The organism is Streptomonospora halophila (assembly GCF_039542725.1).
GTDB classification, from domain to species: Bacteria; Actinomycetota; Actinomycetes; order Streptosporangiales; family Streptosporangiaceae; genus Streptomonospora; species Streptomonospora halophila.
On sequence record NZ_BAABIK010000004.1, the window covers coordinates 194,191 to 210,557 of the forward strand.

Genomic DNA, 16,367 nt, shown 5'->3' on the forward strand with positions numbered 1-16,367 from the left:
GCGCCGTTCGCGACGGGCGCTGCCGCGGCCCCGCTGGCTAGCCCTCGCCGTGGAAGCCGAACTCCTCGGGCGAGGGCCGCTCGACGTCGCCGGCCTCGGTGATCTCGCCGCCGGCGTTGTCGGTGACGCGGGCCTCCTGCAGGGTTTCGGGCTCCTTGCCCGCGCGGAACTCCATGACCAGTGCCCCGGAGTATCCGCCGTGGTCGCCCTCGGAGGAGGCGAACGGCACCAGGCCCGGCCCCGACCAGTCCTGGCCGTGCACGGCGTCGATCAGGCTCTGCCGAGTGGGGTCCTCGCCCGCCGCCATCAGTGCCTTGGACATCAGGGTGGCCTGCACCATGCCGTAGACCGTGGTGTTGGTCATCGGCCTGTCGCTGTCGGCGTACTCGTCGTAGATCCCGGCGTACAGCTCGATCCAGGGGTCCTCCTCCTGGGTGACCGCGGGCAGGTAGCCGGTGTAGATCATCCCGTCCAGCAGTTCCTCGACGGGCAGGTCCTCGTTGCCGGCCTCGGCCGCGAACTCCGAGAGCAGGCCCTTCAGCGTCGCGGTGTCGGCGCCGATGGTGCTGACCACGAACTGCGGGTCGTAGCCGATGCTCGCCGACTCCAGTATCGCCAGGGCGGTGAACGCCGGGATGCACGAGCACACCACCACCTCGGCGCCCTCCTCCTTCAGCGCCGCGATCTGCGGGCCCAGGTCGGTGTTGCCGGAGTCGTAGGACTCCACGGCCACGCGCTGCTCGGCGATGTACTGCTCCAGGCCGGCCTCGGAGTCGGCGCCCACGTCGTCGTTCTGGTGCAGGTAGCCGACCTTGGCGTCGGGCAGGTTCTCGGCGATGTACTGCCCCTGGATCTTGGCCTCCTTGGTGTAGTCCACCTGGAAGCCGTAGGTCAGCGGGTACTTGTCCGGCTGGTTCCACATCAGCGCGCCCGAGGACACGAACAGGTCGGGCACGCCCTCCTTGTCGAGGAAGTCGACGACCTTGGAGTGGGTGGGCGTGCCCAGGCCGCCGAGCATCGCGAAGATCTCGTCGTTGTGCACAAGCTCCCGGGTCACCTCGATGGTGCGGGCCGGGTCGTAGGCGTCGTCCTTGACGACGTAGTCGATCTCGCGTCCGTTGACGCCGCCGTTGTCGTTGACGTAGTCGAACACGGCTTGGGCGCCGATGGAGATCTGGCTGTAGCCGGGGGCGGCCGGTCCGGTCAGCGGCTGGTGCGAGCCGATCTTGATGCTGCTGTCGGTGACGCCGGTCGAGACGTCCAGGTCGGCGGCCGCGCCTTCCTGCACTTCGCCGGCTCCTCCGCAGGAGGTGGCCAGCAGGACCGCCGCCGTCAGGGCGGCGGCCGGGGCGATGCGTGATCTCATGTTTTCTCCCGGGCGGTGGGTCGGGGACGGGGTGCGGGCGGGGTGCGGGGTGGGTTGGTCAGCGCCCGCGGCGGACCAGTCCGGCGAGGCTGCGCAGCATCCCGTGCAGGCCGTGCGGCCACACGAGCACGACGACGATGAGCAGCACGCCGAAGAACACGATCGGCAGGTTGTTGGCGACGTCGGTGTCCAGGGACAGCGCGTGGGCCAGCTCCTCGCCCCACACCTCCACGTAGACCAGGGCGACCGCGCCGAAGAAGGCGCCCCACATGCTGCCCAGCCCGCCCAGCACCAGCGCCGCGAGCAGGCTCAGCGACAGCGTCACCGTGAAGGAACTGGGCGTGGCCGTGCCCAGCAGATAGGCCTGGCAGGCGCCGGCGAGCCCGCCGGCGCCCGCGCTGACGACGAAGGCGATCACCTTGGTGCGGCCCACCGGGACTCCGGCCAGGCCCGCGGCCGCCTCGTCGTCGCGCAGCGCGCGCATCCGCCGGCCCAGCCGTCCCGCGCTGATCGTGGCCAGCACGACCAGGCAGACCAGCGTGGTCAGCCACACCGCCGCGGACTGCCACTGGGTGTCGGTGACCACGCCCGCCAGAGCGGCGGGCGCGCCGCGGGTGGAGAAGGCCAGTCCGTTGCTGCCGCCGAGCAGCTCGGGGAAGCGCACCGTCAGCGAGGGCAGCCCCACGGCCAGCGCCAGGGTCGCGCCCGCGAGGTAGGGGCCGTGCAGCCGTGCCGTGGCGGCGCCGACCAGTACCCCGGCCGCGCAGCTCAGCACCACGGTGATCACCATGTTCAGCCACAGGGGCAGCGCGGGCTGGTTCAGCACGAGCAGCGCCATGGTGTAGGCGCCGATGAACATGAACGCGCCGTGGCCCAGGGAGATCTGCCCGCTGTAGCCGATGAGCAGCTGCAGGCCGGCGATGGCCAGCATGTAGTAGCCCACGCTGCCGATACGCAGGTCGCCGGTGGGTCCGGTGACCCCCATCAGCGCGACGACCGCGGCGAAGGCGGCGGCCGCGGCCAGCGGGAACCGCACCAGGGCCGGAAGCGCCCGCCAGCGGTTGGCGAGCGAGGGCGCGGCCGAGCCCGGGGCCGGGGCGCCCCGGCCGGTGGACGCGTGGTTGCGCAGCGAGACCATCACTACACCTTTCGCGCGGTCGGGCGGGAGAACAGGCCGTCCGGCCGGATGCTCAGCACCAGGACGAGGACGGCCAGCGCCGCCAGCGTGGTCAGCTCCGGCCCCGCATAGCCGGAGACGTAGGACAGGCACAGGCCGAGGAGCACGCCGCCGGCCAGGGCGCCGAAGGGGTTCTCCAGCCCGCCCACGACCGCGGCGGCGATGGCGTAGATGAACACGGCGTCGAGCACGTTGGGGAAGATGAACGGCGGCGCCGCCAGCATCCCGGCCAGCGCGCCGATCACCGAGGCGATGGCCCAGCCGGTGGTCAGCATCAGGCCCACCCGCACGCCGCTCAGCCGCGCGGCCTCGGGGCGGAACGCCGCGGCGCGCATCCGCAGCCCCAGCGGGGTGAATCGGTACAGCCCGAACAGCAGCAGCGCCGCGCCGCCCACCGAGGCCAGCGCGAACCAGTCGGAGGGCGAGAACCGGCCGCGAAAGCCCAGCGGGTAGGAGAACGAGTGCGGCTCGTTGCTCCAGATCATCCCCGCCAACCCCTGCAGGACCAGCAGCAGGCCCAGCGTGACGATGATGGCGCTGAGCGGGGAGCGCCCGTGCACCGGGCGGATCAGCAGCCGCTCGGTGGCGGCGCCGAGCACCAGCCCGGTCGCCAGGGCGGCGCCGAACCCCAGCCAGTAGCTGCCGGTGGCCTGCGAGACCGTGTAGGCGATGTAGACCGAGATCAGCGCCAGCGCCGGCTGCGCGAAGTTCACCACGCGGGTGGCCTGGTAGATGATGACCAGCGACAGTGCGAGCGCCGCGTAGACCGCGCCCGCGGACAGACCGCTCAATGTCAGGTCGATGAAGTGGTCCACGGATCTCCCTCTTCTAAAAGCCCAGGTAGGCGTGGCGCATGCGGTCGTCGGCCAGCAGCCGGCCGGCGTCCTCGGCCATGGCGACCTCGCCCTGGTTGAGCACGAGGCCGTGGTCGGAGACCGACAGCGCACTGCGGGCGTTCTGCTCGACCAGCACCACCGTCAGGTCGCGTTCGGCCCGCAGGTCCAGCAGCATCCGCATGATCTGCCGGGTGACCAGCGGCGCCAGACCCAGCGAGGGCTCGTCCAGCAGCAGCACCCGCGGGCGGGCCATCAGCGCCCGGCCCAGCGCGAGCATCTGGCGCTCACCGCCCGAGAGCGTGGCGGCCGGGCGCGACACCCGCTCGCGCAGCGGGGGGAACAGCTCCAGCACCTCGGCCGCGCTCCGGGCGCGGTCGCGCCGGCCCGCGCGCCACAGCCCGCCCAGGCGCAGGTTCTCCTCGACGGTCAGCTCGGCGATGACGCCGCCGCCTTCGGGCACGTGCGCCAGGCCGTGGCGGACGTGGCGCTCGGCCGGCAACCGGGTGATGTCGGCGCCGTCCAGCAGTACCCGGCCGGACTCGGCGCGCTTGAGGCCGCTGAGCGTGCGCAGCAGCGTCGTCTTGCCGGCCCCGTTGGCGCCCAGTACCGCGCAGATGCCGCCGCGGGGCACGCTCATGCTCACCCCGTTGAGCGCGGTCACCGCGCCGTAGCAGGCGGTGAGCCCCTCCACGCTGAGCATCGGCCGTTCAGCCATCGGTACCCGCCTCCTCGGGCTCGCCCAGGTAGGCCTCGGCCACCGCGGGGTCGGACCGGATGCGCTCGGGCGGGCCCGCGGCGATCACCTCGCCGAAGTCCAGCACCACGATGTGGTCGCAGACGTCCATCACCAGGTCCATGTGGTGTTCGACCAGCAGCACGCCCATGCGCGAGCCGAAGGACTTGACGGCCGCGGCCAGGGCGGCCATGTCCTCGCCGGACAGGCCGCCGGCGGGCTCGTCGAGCAGCAGCAGCTCGGGTTCGGCGACCACCGCGCGGGCCAGCGCCACGCGCTTCTGCACGCCGAAGGGCAGGGTGCCCGGCATCGCCCGGGCGGCATGGGCGGCGCCGAACTCCGCCAGTGCGGCCATCGCCCGCTCGCGCAGCCGCCGCTCGTCGGAGTGGTAGCGGCCCAGGCCGGTGAGCATGGCGAACGCGCCCCCGCGGCAGAGCCGGTCGGCGCCGACCATGACGTTGTCCAGCGCCGAGAGCCCGGGGAACAGGTTGAGGCCCTGCAGCGTGCGGGCGATGCCCAGGTCGGCGAGGTGGTGGGGGCGGTGCCGGCGCAGCCGGCGGCCCTTCCAGGAGACGGAGCCGCTCTGCGGGCGCAGGACGCCGGAGACGACGTTGAACAGCGTCGTCTTCCCGGCGCCGTTTGGCCCGATCAGCCCGACGACGCTGCCGGGCGCCACCGACAGCCCCACGTCGTTGAGGGCTGTCAGGCCGCCGAAGCGCACGGTCACCCCCTCGGCGGTGAGCAGGGGGTCCGGCGTTGTGGGTCTCATGCGCTCTGCTTTCCGTGCCGGGTCGGAGTCCGCTGCGATACCGACCGGTTGGCATGTATGGGGTAGTCGTCCGCCGCTGCGGAGGGAACGGCGGGTCGTGGTTCGAGGGACGGTCGCGGGGTCCGTGGGCGCACCCCGCGGGGTGCGCCCACGGACCCCGCGCGGTTCTCAGCGGAAAATGCGGGCCAGGTCCACCCGCGAGCGGATGTTGAGCTTGCGGAAGATCCCGCGTAAGTGGTGTTCGACGGTGCGGGGGCTGATGAACATGTGCGCGGCCACCTCGCGGTTGGTGGCCCCTTCGGACACCAGCAGCGCGATCTGGTGCTGCTGGGTGGTCAGACCGCGGTCGACCCGGTCGGAGCCGGCCGCGGGCTCGGGGTCGCCGATCGCCCGCAGCTCGCCGCGGGCCTGCTCCACCCACAGCCGCGCGCCGATCCATTCGAAGGTCTCCAGCGCCTCGCGCAGGTGCTCGCGCGCGCGGCCAGGGAAGCGGTTGCGGCGCAGCGTCGTTCCGTACAGCAGCGCGGTGCGGGCCCGCTCCACGTCGTCGTCGCCGCACGCCCGGTGCAGCCGCAGCGCCTCCTCGAAGAGGTCGGCGGCCTCGTCCGGGGCAGCCAGCAGGCCCCGGCAGCGCGCCGCGACCGCCTGGCTGCTCAGGCTGCCGGTCGCATCGGCCCACGCCTCGAAGGGCGCCAGCGCGACCTCGGCGCGGCCGTGCTCGCCGGTGCGCACGCAGGCCTCGACGAACACCGGCGCGGTCAGCAGCCGCATCGTCGGGTGGCCGTAGCCCGCACCGGCGTGGTTGAGCACGCGCAGCCGCGAGAACGCGCTGTGGGCGTCGCCCTGGGCCAGCTCCAGCAGGGCCAGGGCCCACGAGCTGAGCGCGATCGGCAGGCCCAGGCTGTTCTCGCACGAGCGCTCGGCCACGGCGCGCGCCCGTTCGTGGCAGGTCTCGGAGTCGCCCTGGATGGCGGCGAGCAGGCTCAGCGCGGCGAGGTGGTGGGTGGCGCAGTTGCGCTGGCCGGTCTCGCGGGCCAGCCGCAGGCCCGTCATGCAGTTGCCGATACCCGAGGGGAACCTGCCGCTCCAGAACTCCGAGTAGACGAGGAACTCCAGCGCCTGGGGCACGACCGCCAGCGCGCCCCGGCGCCGGGCCACCGCCACCGCGCGGGTCGCCAGCGCGTGCACCAGCGGCGCGTCGCCCAGCCGCAGTCCGGCGATGCTCGCCCAGATCAGCTCGGCCGGGGTGTCGACCTCCTCGGCCAGGTCGGTGGCGCGCCGCAGCGGCTCGACCGCGCCCGCGTAGTCGCCGGCGAAGCTGAGCGCGCAGCCCTCCATGTAGGCGAACGCCAGCCGCATGGCCGGCGGGTCGTTGTCGCGGGCCAGCGGCGCCAGCCGGCGCGCCGCCGCGGCGTGGCGCACCGGGTCGCCCGCGAACGACGCGGCGTCGGCGGCGCGCATCAGCGAGCGCACCGCCAGCTCGCGGTCGTGGGGCAGCAGCTGCTCGGCGGTGGACAGCAGGGCGTCGGCGGTGTCGATCGCGTTGCCTTCGCGCAGCCGGACCTGGCCGCGGATCAGCTCCAGCACCCCGGCCTGGCGGGGGGAGACCGCGTCGGGCTCGGCGCGCTCCAGCAGCTCCGAGGCCCGCTCGGGCATCCCCGACAGCCACGCGTCCTGGGCCGCCGTGGACAGCCGGCACGCCCGCAGCCGGGGGATCGGGGTCAGCTCGGCGGCCTGCTCCAGCGCGGCCGAGGCCACCGAGTGGCCGTTGAGCTCCTTGGCGGTGTCGGCCGCCGCGGCCAGCTCGGCCGCCAGCTCGGAGTCGGGCCCCTCGGCGGCCGCGGCACGGTGGCGGGCGTAGCGCGAGGGCTCGCGCTTGGGGTCGACGACGCGGGCCAGGCGGGCGTGGGCGGCGCGGCGCCGCACCACCGGGGCGGCCTGGTAGGCGGCCGTGCGCAGCAGCGGGTCGGTGAAGACCACCCGGGCGCCGTCGATGCGCACCAGCCCGGCGTTCTCGGCGGGTTCGAGGTCGCCCACGGTCGTCTCCGGCCGCCCCGCGGCGCGCACGAGGTCGTCGGCGCCGCAGTCGGGGTCGGCCGAGGCCAGGAGCAGCAGGTGGCGGGTCGGCTCGGGCAGGTGCTCCAGCCGCGGTGCGTAGGCGCCGCGCAGCCGCGCCGGCAGCGGCAGGGTGCGCGGCAGGGACCGGGCGCCCGAGAGCTGGTCGCGGGAGAGCGCCGCCGCGAAACCGCGGGCGGCCAGCGGGTTGCCGTGGCTGGCGCGCACCAGTTCGGCGCGGACACCGGCGGCGATACCGCCGGGCGCGGCGTCGCCGAGGACCTCGCTGACGGCCGCGTCGGAGAGCGGGCTCAGGGTCGCGGCGGGGATCCCGGGCACCGCGGACTTGGGCGCGTCGTCGCGGGCGGCGAAGACCACCGCCACCGGGTCGGTGCCCAGCCGGCGCGCGGCGAAGGCCAGCGCGTCCAGGGACGCGGAGTCCATCAGGTGGGCGTCGTCGACGCAGACCAGCAGGGGAGCGGAGTGGCCCAGCAGGCACAGCGTCCGCAGCACTCCGATGGAGAGCGGGAAGCGGTCGCTCTCGGCCACGCGTCCGGTCTCCATCGCCTGCTCGATGGCCGCGGCCTGATGCGCCGGCAGTTCGCCGATGCGATCGGCGACCGGGCGCAGCAGGCGCTGCAGGCCGGCGAAGGGCATCGCCGACTCGGACTCGGTGCCGGCCGAGCTGAGCACCATCGCGCCCTTGAGGACCACGGAGTCCTGCGGCGCCCGGCTGCGGTTGACCTGCGGCGTGCGCGCCACCTCGCAGGCGTGGTCGAGCAGGGCGGTCTTGCCGATGCCCGGGCCCCCGCAGACCAGCAGTGCCGCGCCTTGGCCGGCGCGGGCGCCGTCCAGGGCGTCGGTGAGCATCCGCTGCTCCGACTCCCGGCCCCGGAGGCGGATTCCGGGAGTCGGCGGGGGATTCGCTGTGGGCACGCCCTCAAGTTACACAGCGCTCGATCCTGTCGACAGGTGACCGGGGACACACTGGTGATTTCACCGATAGGGCGCTGCGTGAGGCGGCGGGTGCGGCTGGTAGCGGCGGCGCGGCCCGCGCCGGCGGGTCGGCCGGAGGGTGCTCCGCCGCCCGCGCGGGCCCGGTCGGTGCCCACATCGGCGCCCTCGGCGCCACCGCTCCGTCAACGACACACGGCGAACACTTGTACGAATTTTACTCCGCCTCCGGTATGCTCTGGGTCACACCCGCCGCCTTGCAGGCGCAGTCCCGCGGCGGCGCGCGACCACCCGGCGGGCCGCCGACCACGGTGCGCCCGCCCACGTTCTCCACTGCCTGCCGAGCACTCACCTCTTGGGGCGATCATGACGTATCTCCTGGTCATCGGGACACGCAAGGGCCTGTTCACCGCAACCGCCGAGGACCGCCGCACCTGGCGGATGCGCGGCCCGCACCGCCTGGACAGCGCGGACTACGCCAACATGGCCGGCATCTACGCGGTGGGCATCGAGCCCGGCACGCGGCGGATCCTGGTCGGAGCCGAGAGCTCCCACTTCGGGCCCAGCGTGTGGTCCAGCGACGACCTCGGCGCCACCTGGCACGAGCCGGACCGGGCGCCGATCGCGTTCCCCGAGGACGTCGACGCCACCTTCACCCGGGTGTGGCAGCTCGCCTTCGGCGACGAGCCCGGCACCGTCTACGCCGGGGTCGAGCCCACCGCGCTGTTCCGCTCGACCGACGGCGGCGAGAGCTTCGAGCTGGTGCGCGGCCTGTGGGACCACCCCCACCGCGGCGACTGGTGGCCCGGCGCGGGCGGGGCCGCGATCCACACCGTGATCCCCGGGCGGGTCAGCGCCGACGGCACCGACCCGCGGGCCATGACCGTGGCCATGTCCACCGGCGGGGTGTACCAGTCCCGCGACGGCGGCACCGCCTGGAACCCGGCCAACCACGGCATCACCGCCGTCTTCCTGCCCGAGGAGTACCCCGAGTACGGCCAGTGCGTGCACAAGGTCGCGGTCGGCAGCGACGGCGAGTTCTACGCCCAGAACCACCACGGCGTCTTCCGCAGCACGGACCCCGCCTCGGGCTGGACCCCGATCGCCGACGGCCTGCCCACCGACTTCGGGTTCTCCTTCGTCACCCATCCGCACATCCCCGGGTCGGGATACGTGTTCCCGGTGGTCAGCCAGGAGGTGCACCTGCCCCCCGACGACCACCTGGCCGTCTACCGCACCGACGACGCGGGCCGCAGCTGGCGGCCGGCCGCCAAGGGGCTGCCCGAGGACCCCTACTACGGGATCGTGCTGCGCGACGGCGCCTGCACCGACGGCGCCGCCGACCCCGGCTTCTACTTCGGCACCCGCAGCGGCGACGTCTACTGCACCACCGACTCCGGCGGCGAGTGGACGCAGGTGGCCGCGCACCTGCCCGACGTGCTCTGCGTCCGCGCGACGGAGGTGTGAGCCATGGGTGTGACGGTCGTCCTCCCGCAGGTCCTGCAGAGCGACGCCGGGGGAGCCTCCCGCGTCGACATCGCGCTCGGTGCCGCGGCGCCCGCCGGCGCAGCGGCGCCCACCGCCGCCCCGCCGGACTCCGCGCCCACCCTGCGCGCCGTCCTCGACGAGCTCACCCGCCGCCACCCGGGGCTCGACCGCCGGATCCGCGACGAGCAGGGCCGCCTGCGCCGCTACGTCAACGTCTTCGTCGACTCCGACGAGTGCCGCGCCGTCGGCGGCCTCGACACGCCCGTCGCCGACGGCACGGAGGTCCGCGTCCTCCCGTCGGTGGCCGGCGGCTGACCCGCGCTCGGGTCGGCCCGACCCGCCGCGTGCCCCGACCGGCGCCGGCCCGGCCGGGCGCCGCGAACGCGCTGCGCAGGGCCGCCGCCGCTCCTCCCCCGCAGAGGGGAGGCCGGCGGCGGCGATCCGCTCTGCGGGGGGAGGCCCGGCGGCGCGGCCCCCGGCGAGAGTGGGAGCCCTCGGCAACCGGTGCGGCCGCTCGGCCGCCGGAGTGAGGGAGAGCGCGATGACGACGGCACGATCCGGGAACGGGTCCGCGGGCGGGGGCGCGCGCAGCCGCCAGCGCGGGTGGCTGCGCTGGACGCCGGTGGCGGCGCCGCTGTGGTCGCTGGGATACGCGCTGGTGGCGCTGCTCTGGGCGCTGACCGCGGGAGGCCCGCCCGTGGAGTCCGCCGGCGACCCGTCGCTGGGTCCGCTGGCCGTCCGCTTCGGCCCGGGACCGGCGTGGGCGGCGGTGCTGCTGGCGGGCCTGCCCGCCGCGGCGGTGGGCGCGGCCATGCTGAAGGGCGTGCGCACCGGGCGGCGTCTGCTCCTCGCCGCGGGCGCACTGGTCGCGGCACTGCTGCTGCTCTGCATGATCGACGTCCGCCTGCTGATGCTTCTGGGCTACGTGCCCTACGGACTGGTCGGCGTGGTGGCCGGCAGCGACGTGGGTGCGGTGTTCCTGGCCCAGGCGCTGACCCGGGACATGCTGCACCAGGTGGTCTGCCTGGCCGGCGGGCTCCTCTGGGCGGCGGCCGCCCTGGCCTACGCGCGGCGCAGCAGGGGCGGGTGCGTGCACTGCGGGCGCACCGGCCGGGCGCACGGGTGGACCTCGCCCGCCGCCGCGGCGCGGTGGGGGAGCGTCGCGGTGTACGTCGCGATGGCGCCGCCGCTGCTCTACGCCGCCACCCGGTTCGCCTGGTGGCTGGGCATCCCGATCGGGATCACCCGGGAGTTCCTGCGCGAGGGCCAGGCCGACGGCTCGTGGACCTCGGGCGCGTTCCTTGCGGGCTTCGCCACCGTCGGCGCCGTGCTGACGCTCGGGCTGGTCCAGCGCTGGGGCGAGGTCTTCCCCCGCTGGGTGCCGGGACTCGCCGGCCGGCGAGTCCCGGTCGCGCTGGCCGTGGTCCCCGCCTGCGTCGTGGCGGTGCTGGTGTTCGTCGGCGGCATCGCGATGGTCTCGGGCTATGCTGCCATGGCCGGCGGTGCCGCGGATGCGAGCGGTCCGTTCGGGGCCGCGGTGCTGGCGGGCCTCATCGCCGTGCTCTTCCCGGTCTGGGGCGCGGCCCTTGCCGCCGCCGCGCTCGCCTACCACCTGCGCCGCCGCGGCGCCTGCGCCGACTGCGGACGCGGCGTGGCGCGTCCGTCCCCCGCACCGGCGAACTAGCGGCACGCGCGCCGGTCCGGTGCCGGGCGGGCCGGCCGCCTCCGCGGGGGTGGGGGCGGAGGCGGCCGGCGGTGCGCTGCCGCCTCAGGCCGAGACCGGGCGCGAGCCTGCTCCCGCGTGAACGGGGAACCGCGCCAGGCCGCGGATCGTGGTCGTCCGGCGCCGCCGCGGCGCTTCCGCGGCCCGCAGGTGGGGGAAGCGCCGCACGAGTGTGCGCAGCGCGATCTCCCCCTCCAACCGGGCCAGCGGCGCGCCGAGGCAGTAGTGCGCGCCGCCGGAGAAGGACAGGTGCTCGCCCGCGTTCTCGCGGGTGAGGTCGAACCGCGCCGGATCGGGGAAGACCGCCGGGTCGCGCCCGGCCGCCCCGACCAGCACCAGCATCGGGGTGTCGCGCCGGACGGCGCGCCCGGCGATCTCGACGTCCTCGTGGGGGAAGCGGCCGACCAGTTGGACGGGGGAGTCGTAGCGCAGCGCCTCCTCGACCGCCCGGGGTGCCAGCCCGGGATCGGCGCGCAGGGCCTCCCACTGGTCGCGGTGGACCATCAGCGCGGCCACCGCGTTTCCGATGAGGTTCACCGTGGTCTCGAACCCGGCCACGAGCAGCAGCTGCGCCATGGCGTGCAGCTCCTGCGCGGTCATCCGCTCGTCGTCCACGGCGGAGACCAGGTCGCTGACGATGTCGTCGCGCGGGTCGCGGCGGCGCTCCTCGACGAGCCTGCCGAACATCGCGTCGATCTCGGCCGAGGCCCGCATGAGCTCGCGGTACCGGCGCAGGCTGCGCGCGCCGTCCAGCGAGGCGCCCAGCGTGTTGCCGTAGTGGAGGAACCGCTCGCTGTCGGCGCCCTCGATCCCGAGCAGCTCGGTGATGACCGCGATCGGCAGCGGTGCGGCGAAGTCGCGCATCAGGTCGAAGCGGCCGCGCGGTTCGACCGCGTCCAGCAGCCGGTCGGCGACGCTCTGCACCATCGGCCGGTACGCCGCCATCCGGCGCGGCGAGAAGGCGGGCCGCGCCAAGGCGCGCAGCCGGGCGTGGTCCGGCTCGTCGCGCTGCAAAAACGACAGGTCGAGCAGGTCGAAGTCGGGCAGCGGATACTCGCCGACGGGCCGCACGCCGATGCGCCGGTCGCGCAGCACGCCGCGGGCGGTCTCGTGGGAGGCGATCGTCAGCACGCCGACGCGGCTGCGCTGGACGGGCTCCCCGGCGTGCATCCGCGCGTAGACGGGATAGGGGTCGAGGCGCCAGGGCCAGTGGTCGACGCGGCTGAAGGCGTCGCCGGTCTGGGCGAAGAACCAGGTCAGGCCGCGCTGGATGCGCAGACGTGCGGCGAAGCGGAGTTCGGTGGTGGAGAGCATTGACGCGCCCCCTGGCTGCGCTGGAAACCGGATGCCGACATGGTGGTGCGGACGGGGCCGAGGCACGTGCCGGCCGTGCGAGGTCGCGGTCGGCGCTGCGGGTGCGGTAACTTGGCCACATGGCCAACTTAGCCGATCGTGCAACTTCGGGTCGAGGGGCGCGGCGCCGCGAGCAGTTGGTGGCAGCCGGGCTGGACCTGCTCGCCGAGGGCGGTTGGCCCGCCATCACGGCGCGGGCCGTGGCCGAGCGCAGCGGGGCCAACACCGGACTGATCCACTACCACTTCGGCGGCCTGGCCGGGCTGCGGCGCGACGTGGCCAGGGCCGGCACCGAGCAGGTCCTGGAGCCCTTCGCCGAGGCGCTGCTGGAGCGGGGGAGCGTCGGCGAGGTGCTGGACGAGCTGGCCCGGATCATCCCCGCATCGACCGACGACGACCGGGCCATGCGCATCGCCGTGGAACTCGTCGTCGGCGCCCAGCGCGAACCCGACCTATGCGATGTGCTGCGCGACGAGCTGCGCGAGGCGCGCGGCCGGATCGCCGATCGCGTCGCCGCGCTGTATCCCCACTGGGGGCCGCGGCGCTGCACCGGGGCGGCCGTCCTGGTAACCGCGCTGCTCGACGGGCTGGTGCTGCACGTGATGGCCGACCGCGAGGTGCCGGTCGGCGCCGCTTCGGAGGCGCTGCGCGACCTCCTGGAGGGCGCGGACTGAGTGCCGGCGCCGGCGGCCGGGAAGCGGTCGGCGCGACGACCGAGTCAACGACCACGAAACCGGAAGAGGGGCCGCGATGGAGATCGCCGACCGCCCGCAGCCGCCCACCGGAGCGGCCCGGCTGCTGTTCCGCGCGCCGGTCCACCTGTACCGATGGGGCCTGGGGCCGCTGCTCGGCGGTCGGTTCCTGCTGCTCAACCACGTCGGGCGGACGTCCGGGCGCCGCCGGCGGACCGTTCTGGAGGTCGTCGACCGCACACCCGGCGGCGCCTACGTCGTCTGCTCCGGGTTCGGCCCGCGCGCCGACTGGTACCGCAACGTACTCGCGCATCCGCGAGTGCTCGTCCAAGTGGGCGCGCGGCGCTTCGCGGCGGAGGCCGAGCCGCCGGCCGCAGACGAGGGCGCCGGGTTCTTCGTCGGCTACGCCCGCCGCCACCCGCGCGCCGCTGTGCGGCTGGCGCGGATGATGGGCTTCGTGCTTGACGGGTCGGAGGAGGACTTCCGGGCCGCGGGGCGCGAACTGCCGTTCGTCCGGCTGCACCCTCGCGCCTGAGCGCCGCCGGGTGCGCGCCCCTCGGCCCCCCGGGGCCGGACCGGCGCCCTTCGCGCGAACCCTCCCTGCATGCCGTCTAGGGCACGTAGACCGTCGCGCCCTCGCGGCGGGCCTTGAGGGCGCCGGTCAGCCGGGGCGCCAGGGCGGGGTGCAGCAGGCCGGGCGCGGCATCGGGTGCGACGAAGGCGAAGTCGTCGAGCTCCTCCTCCTGCAGCGTGATGGGCACGCCCGCGTCCACCGAGCCGCAGTCGAAGACGAACGACAGGAACGGCTTGGGGCGGGCGCCCCGGGGCGCGCTCCACTGCACGGACAGCAGCGTCCCGGCGGTGCGGCTCAGCCCCACCTCCTCGGCGACCTCGCGCTCGCAGGCCAGATGCGGGGCCTCGCCGTCCTCGACGACCCCGCCCGGCAGTGTCCAGTGGTCGCGGTAGTTGGGATCGACCAGCAGTACGCGGCCGAATTCGTCGGTGATCAGCCCGAATGCGGCCAGATAGGCCGTGGGCAACGAGGCGAACCACTGCTCGGGAGGAAGGAATTGCGCCATACCCGCAGCGTAGGCCGTGCCGGAGATCGCGGCGACGCGGCACCGGGCCGCGCGGGCGCCGAGACCGCGGCCGTGCCGGGCGACACACAGAATAATCTACGATGTAAAGGCGCCTGTGGTGACGCGCCCACCCCCTAGACTGAACGCCGACCGAGGCGCAGGCTCCAGCCTGCACCTGAGACGGCGGCGCGCCCGCCCGCCGGCCGCGGTCGGGCGCCGGCGGAGCGGGGCGGGACCGCACCCGGTGCGGCTACGATCGCAGGGATCGGGCCACCCATCGAGAGAGCGCGAAAGCGGAGGTACGGACGTGGGTCCGTTGGAGCACGGCGACCCGGAGCGCATCGGCCGGTACCGGCTGATCAGCCGGCTGGGTGCCGGGGGCATGGGGCAGGTGTACTTCGGACGGTCGGCGGGCGGCCGCCCGGTCGCGGTGAAGCGCATCCACCCCCACCTGGCGACCGACACCTCCTTCCGCGATCGCTTCGCCCGCGAGGTCACCGCCGCGCGCCAGGTCAGCGGTGCGTTCACCGCCCCGGTCATCGACGCCGACCCCGACGACCAGGTCCCCTGGCTGGTGACCTCCTACGTGCCCTCGCTGCCGTTGGACGAGGCCGTGCGCAGCTACGGCGGGCTGCCCGAGCACACGCTGCGCGTGCTGGCGGCGGGCCTGGCCGAGGCCCTGGGCGAGATCCACCGCGTCGGACTGATCCACCGCGACCTCAAGCCGGGCAACGTGCTGCTGGCCGAGGACGGGCCGCGCGTCATCGACTTCGGCATCGCCCGCGCCAGCGAAGGCACCGCCGCCACCCAGTCGGTCATCGGAACGCCCGGTTTCATGTCGCCGGAGCAGATCCAGGGCGAGCACCTCACCGCCGGCAGCGACATCTTCGCCTTCGGCGCGGTGCTGGTCTACGCGGCCGGCGGCGTGGGGCCCTTCGGCGAGGGCGCCATGCCCACCCTGGTCATGCGCGTCATGCAGCACGACCCCGACCTCTCAGCGGTGCCCGCCCAGCTCCAGCGCCTGGTCTCGGCCTGCCTGGCCAAGGACGCGCGGGGACGGCCCTCGCCGGGCCAGTTGCTCGACGCGATCGGCGACATCCCCATCGGCGAGTCCTGGCTGCCCGCCCAGGTCATGCGCGGTGTGCGCGAGCAGGTCGCCCGGACCAACTCCGCGCTGAGCGGCGCGGGCACCACCGACGGCGCCGACACCGGCGGGTCGACCTCCGTGCTCGGCGGAGCGGCCGCCGGCGCGGCGGCGGCCTCCGCCCTCGGCGACGACGCGGCGACCCGGGCCGCCGGGCAGGGCGGCGCCGACGCCACCTCCGTCATGGGGGCCGGCGGGGCGGGCGGTACCTCCCAGCACCCGCCGCCCTACCACCCCGACGGCCCGCGGCCGGACCAGACGCGCGCCTACGACCAGGCCGCCTCCACTGCGGCCTACGGGCAGCACACCCGCGCCTACGACCAGCAGGGCCCCGCCCCGACATCCGCTTACGGCACCGGCGGCCGGCAGCATCCCCCGACCGCCGCGATGCCTCCGGCCCAGGACGACCCCTATGCCGGCATGTACCGCGGCGGCGCCGGAGACGCCTACGGCGGCGGCCGGCAGTCCCAGGACGAGCAGCGCCGCCGCGACGAGGAGCTCCGCCGGCAGCGCGAGGAGCAGCAGCAGCGCGAGCAGCAGCGTGAGGAGCAGCGCCGCAGGCAGGAGGCCGAGCGCGCGCACCGCGAGCGCGTGCGGGCCGAGCAGGAGGCCGCCCGCCGCGCCCAGGCGCAGGCCCGCCATGCCGACCAGCCCAGCCTGTGGAGCTTCGCCAAGCTGCTGCCGCTGCTGATCATCCCGCTCATCCAGATACCGCTGGGAACGGGCGTCTCCTACGCCTGGCAGTGGTTCACCACCGAGTCGGGCATGTGGAGCGGCCAGGGGTGGTACTACCCGGGCGTCTTCACCCTCGACGGGTTCTTCCACGCCATGTACCTGGGCTACTTCCTGCTGAACAACATCGTGGGCGCCGAGTTCCTCATCCGCTCGCTGCGCACCGGCTACGTGGTCGGCTCCGCGCTGGCGCTGGCCGTCATCGCCGGCACGAACGGGATGCTCTACTACTACGGCTTCTGGGGCTGAGGCGCGGGGCCGCGGGG

14 protein-coding genes are annotated in these 16,367 nt (G+C 74.8%); 6 read left to right on the plus strand and 8 right to left on the minus strand.

Annotated features, from left to right (window positions below; translation table 11 throughout):
* Positions 1-37: 37 nt before the first annotated feature.
* The 6 genes from ABEA15_RS05565 to ABEA15_RS05590 all read right to left on the minus strand — a co-directional run bounded on the left by ABEA15_RS05565 (position 38) and on the right by ABEA15_RS05590 (position 7,872).
* Complete coding sequence (locus ABEA15_RS05565) at positions 38-1,366, minus strand: ABC transporter substrate-binding protein (RefSeq protein WP_345555743.1); 1,329 nt, start codon at positions 1,364-1,366, stop codon at positions 38-40.
* A gap of 58 nt (positions 1,367-1,424) precedes the next feature.
* Positions 1,425-2,504, minus strand: a complete 1,080-nt coding sequence (locus ABEA15_RS05570) for a branched-chain amino acid ABC transporter permease (RefSeq protein ID WP_345555744.1) — start codon at positions 2,502-2,504, stop codon at positions 1,425-1,427.
* A gap of 2 nt (positions 2,505-2,506) precedes the next feature.
* Positions 2,507-3,358 carry a branched-chain amino acid ABC transporter permease gene (locus ABEA15_RS05575; RefSeq protein ID WP_344148270.1) on the minus strand — a complete coding sequence of 284 codons (852 nt, stop codon included), beginning with the start codon at positions 3,356-3,358 and terminating at the stop codon, positions 2,507-2,509.
* A 13-nt stretch (positions 3,359-3,371) separates the two neighbouring features.
* Entirely contained in the window at positions 3,372-4,094 is a 723-nt protein-coding gene (locus ABEA15_RS05580) for an ABC transporter ATP-binding protein (protein WP_345555745.1), read from the minus strand.
* Positions 4,087-4,881 carry an ABC transporter ATP-binding protein gene (locus ABEA15_RS05585; RefSeq protein ID WP_344148263.1) on the minus strand — a complete coding sequence of 265 codons (795 nt, stop codon included), beginning with the start codon at positions 4,879-4,881 and terminating at the stop codon, positions 4,087-4,089. The genes ABEA15_RS05580 and ABEA15_RS05585 overlap by 8 nt, the downstream gene beginning before the upstream one ends.
* A 168-nt stretch (positions 4,882-5,049) precedes the next feature.
* On the minus strand, positions 5,050-7,872 hold the full coding sequence (locus ABEA15_RS05590) for a helix-turn-helix transcriptional regulator (RefSeq protein ID WP_345555746.1): 2,823 nt from the start codon (positions 7,870-7,872) through the stop codon (positions 5,050-5,052).
* 384 nt (positions 7,873-8,256) lie between these two features.
* Between ABEA15_RS05590 and ABEA15_RS05595 the strand changes: the two genes are divergently transcribed.
* The 3 genes from ABEA15_RS05595 to ABEA15_RS05605 all read left to right on the plus strand — a co-directional run bounded on the left by ABEA15_RS05595 (position 8,257) and on the right by ABEA15_RS05605 (position 11,062).
* On the plus strand, positions 8,257-9,357 hold the full coding sequence (locus ABEA15_RS05595) for a WD40/YVTN/BNR-like repeat-containing protein (protein WP_344148257.1): 1,101 nt from the start codon (positions 8,257-8,259) through the stop codon (positions 9,355-9,357).
* Positions 9,358-9,360: 3 nt separating this feature from the next.
* Entirely contained in the window at positions 9,361-9,693 is a 333-nt protein-coding gene (locus ABEA15_RS05600) for a MoaD/ThiS family protein (protein WP_345555747.1), read from the plus strand.
* Positions 9,694-9,919: 226 nt separating this feature from the next.
* Positions 9,920-11,062, plus strand: coding sequence for a hypothetical protein (locus tag ABEA15_RS05605; RefSeq protein ID WP_345555748.1), 1,143 nt, complete (start codon positions 9,920-9,922; stop codon positions 11,060-11,062).
* 84 nt (positions 11,063-11,146) lie between these two features.
* Here ABEA15_RS05605 and ABEA15_RS05610 read toward each other — a convergent pair whose 3' ends face one another.
* A complete protein-coding gene (locus ABEA15_RS05610; RefSeq protein WP_345555749.1) occupies positions 11,147-12,415 on the minus strand; it encodes a cytochrome P450 in 1,269 nt (422 codons plus the stop codon).
* A 119-nt stretch (positions 12,416-12,534) separates the two neighbouring features.
* Between ABEA15_RS05610 and ABEA15_RS05615 the strand changes: the two genes are divergently transcribed.
* Positions 12,535-13,128, plus strand: coding sequence for a TetR/AcrR family transcriptional regulator (locus tag ABEA15_RS05615; RefSeq protein WP_345555750.1), 594 nt, complete (start codon positions 12,535-12,537; stop codon positions 13,126-13,128).
* Between the two features lie 76 nt (positions 13,129-13,204).
* Positions 13,205-13,681, plus strand: coding sequence for a nitroreductase family deazaflavin-dependent oxidoreductase (locus ABEA15_RS05620; RefSeq protein WP_344148241.1), 477 nt, complete (start codon positions 13,205-13,207; stop codon positions 13,679-13,681).
* A 76-nt stretch (positions 13,682-13,757) separates the two neighbouring features.
* Here ABEA15_RS05620 and ABEA15_RS05625 read toward each other — a convergent pair whose 3' ends face one another.
* Positions 13,758-14,225 (minus strand): NUDIX domain-containing protein, encoded by a 468-nt coding sequence (locus tag ABEA15_RS05625; RefSeq protein WP_344148238.1) that lies wholly within the window; start codon positions 14,223-14,225, stop codon positions 13,758-13,760.
* Between the two features lie 307 nt (positions 14,226-14,532).
* Here ABEA15_RS05625 and ABEA15_RS05630 point away from each other — a divergent pair, with 307 nt between their 5' ends.
* Positions 14,533-16,350, plus strand: a complete 1,818-nt coding sequence (locus ABEA15_RS05630) for a serine/threonine protein kinase (RefSeq protein ID WP_345555751.1) — start codon at positions 14,533-14,535, stop codon at positions 16,348-16,350.
* Positions 16,351-16,367 lie beyond the last annotated feature (17 nt).

Coding starts and splice junctions, on each gene's coding strand:
- ABEA15_RS05565 (WP_345555743.1), bottom strand. CDS start 1,366: ATGAGATCACGCATCGCCCCGGCCGCCGCCCTGACGGCGGCGGTCCTG.
- ABEA15_RS05570 (WP_345555744.1), bottom strand. CDS start 2,504: ATGGTCTCGCTGCGCAACCACGCGTCCACCGGCCGGGGCGCCCCGGCC.
- ABEA15_RS05580 (WP_345555745.1), bottom strand. CDS start 4,094: ATGGCTGAACGGCCGATGCTCAGCGTGGAGGGGCTCACCGCCTGCTAC.
- ABEA15_RS05585 (WP_344148263.1), bottom strand. CDS start 4,881: ATGAGACCCACAACGCCGGACCCCCTGCTCACCGCCGAGGGGGTGACC.
- ABEA15_RS05595 (WP_344148257.1), top strand. CDS start 8,257: ATGACGTATCTCCTGGTCATCGGGACACGCAAGGGCCTGTTCACCGCA.
- ABEA15_RS05600 (WP_345555747.1), top strand. CDS start 9,361: ATGGGTGTGACGGTCGTCCTCCCGCAGGTCCTGCAGAGCGACGCCGGG.
- ABEA15_RS05605 (WP_345555748.1), top strand. CDS start 9,920: ATGACGACGGCACGATCCGGGAACGGGTCCGCGGGCGGGGGCGCGCGC.
- ABEA15_RS05610 (WP_345555749.1), bottom strand. CDS start 12,415: ATGCTCTCCACCACCGAACTCCGCTTCGCCGCACGTCTGCGCATCCAG.
- ABEA15_RS05615 (WP_345555750.1), top strand. CDS start 12,535: ATGGCCAACTTAGCCGATCGTGCAACTTCGGGTCGAGGGGCGCGGCGC.
- ABEA15_RS05620 (WP_344148241.1), top strand. CDS start 13,205: ATGGAGATCGCCGACCGCCCGCAGCCGCCCACCGGAGCGGCCCGGCTG.
- ABEA15_RS05625 (WP_344148238.1), bottom strand. CDS start 14,225: ATGGCGCAATTCCTTCCTCCCGAGCAGTGGTTCGCCTCGTTGCCCACG.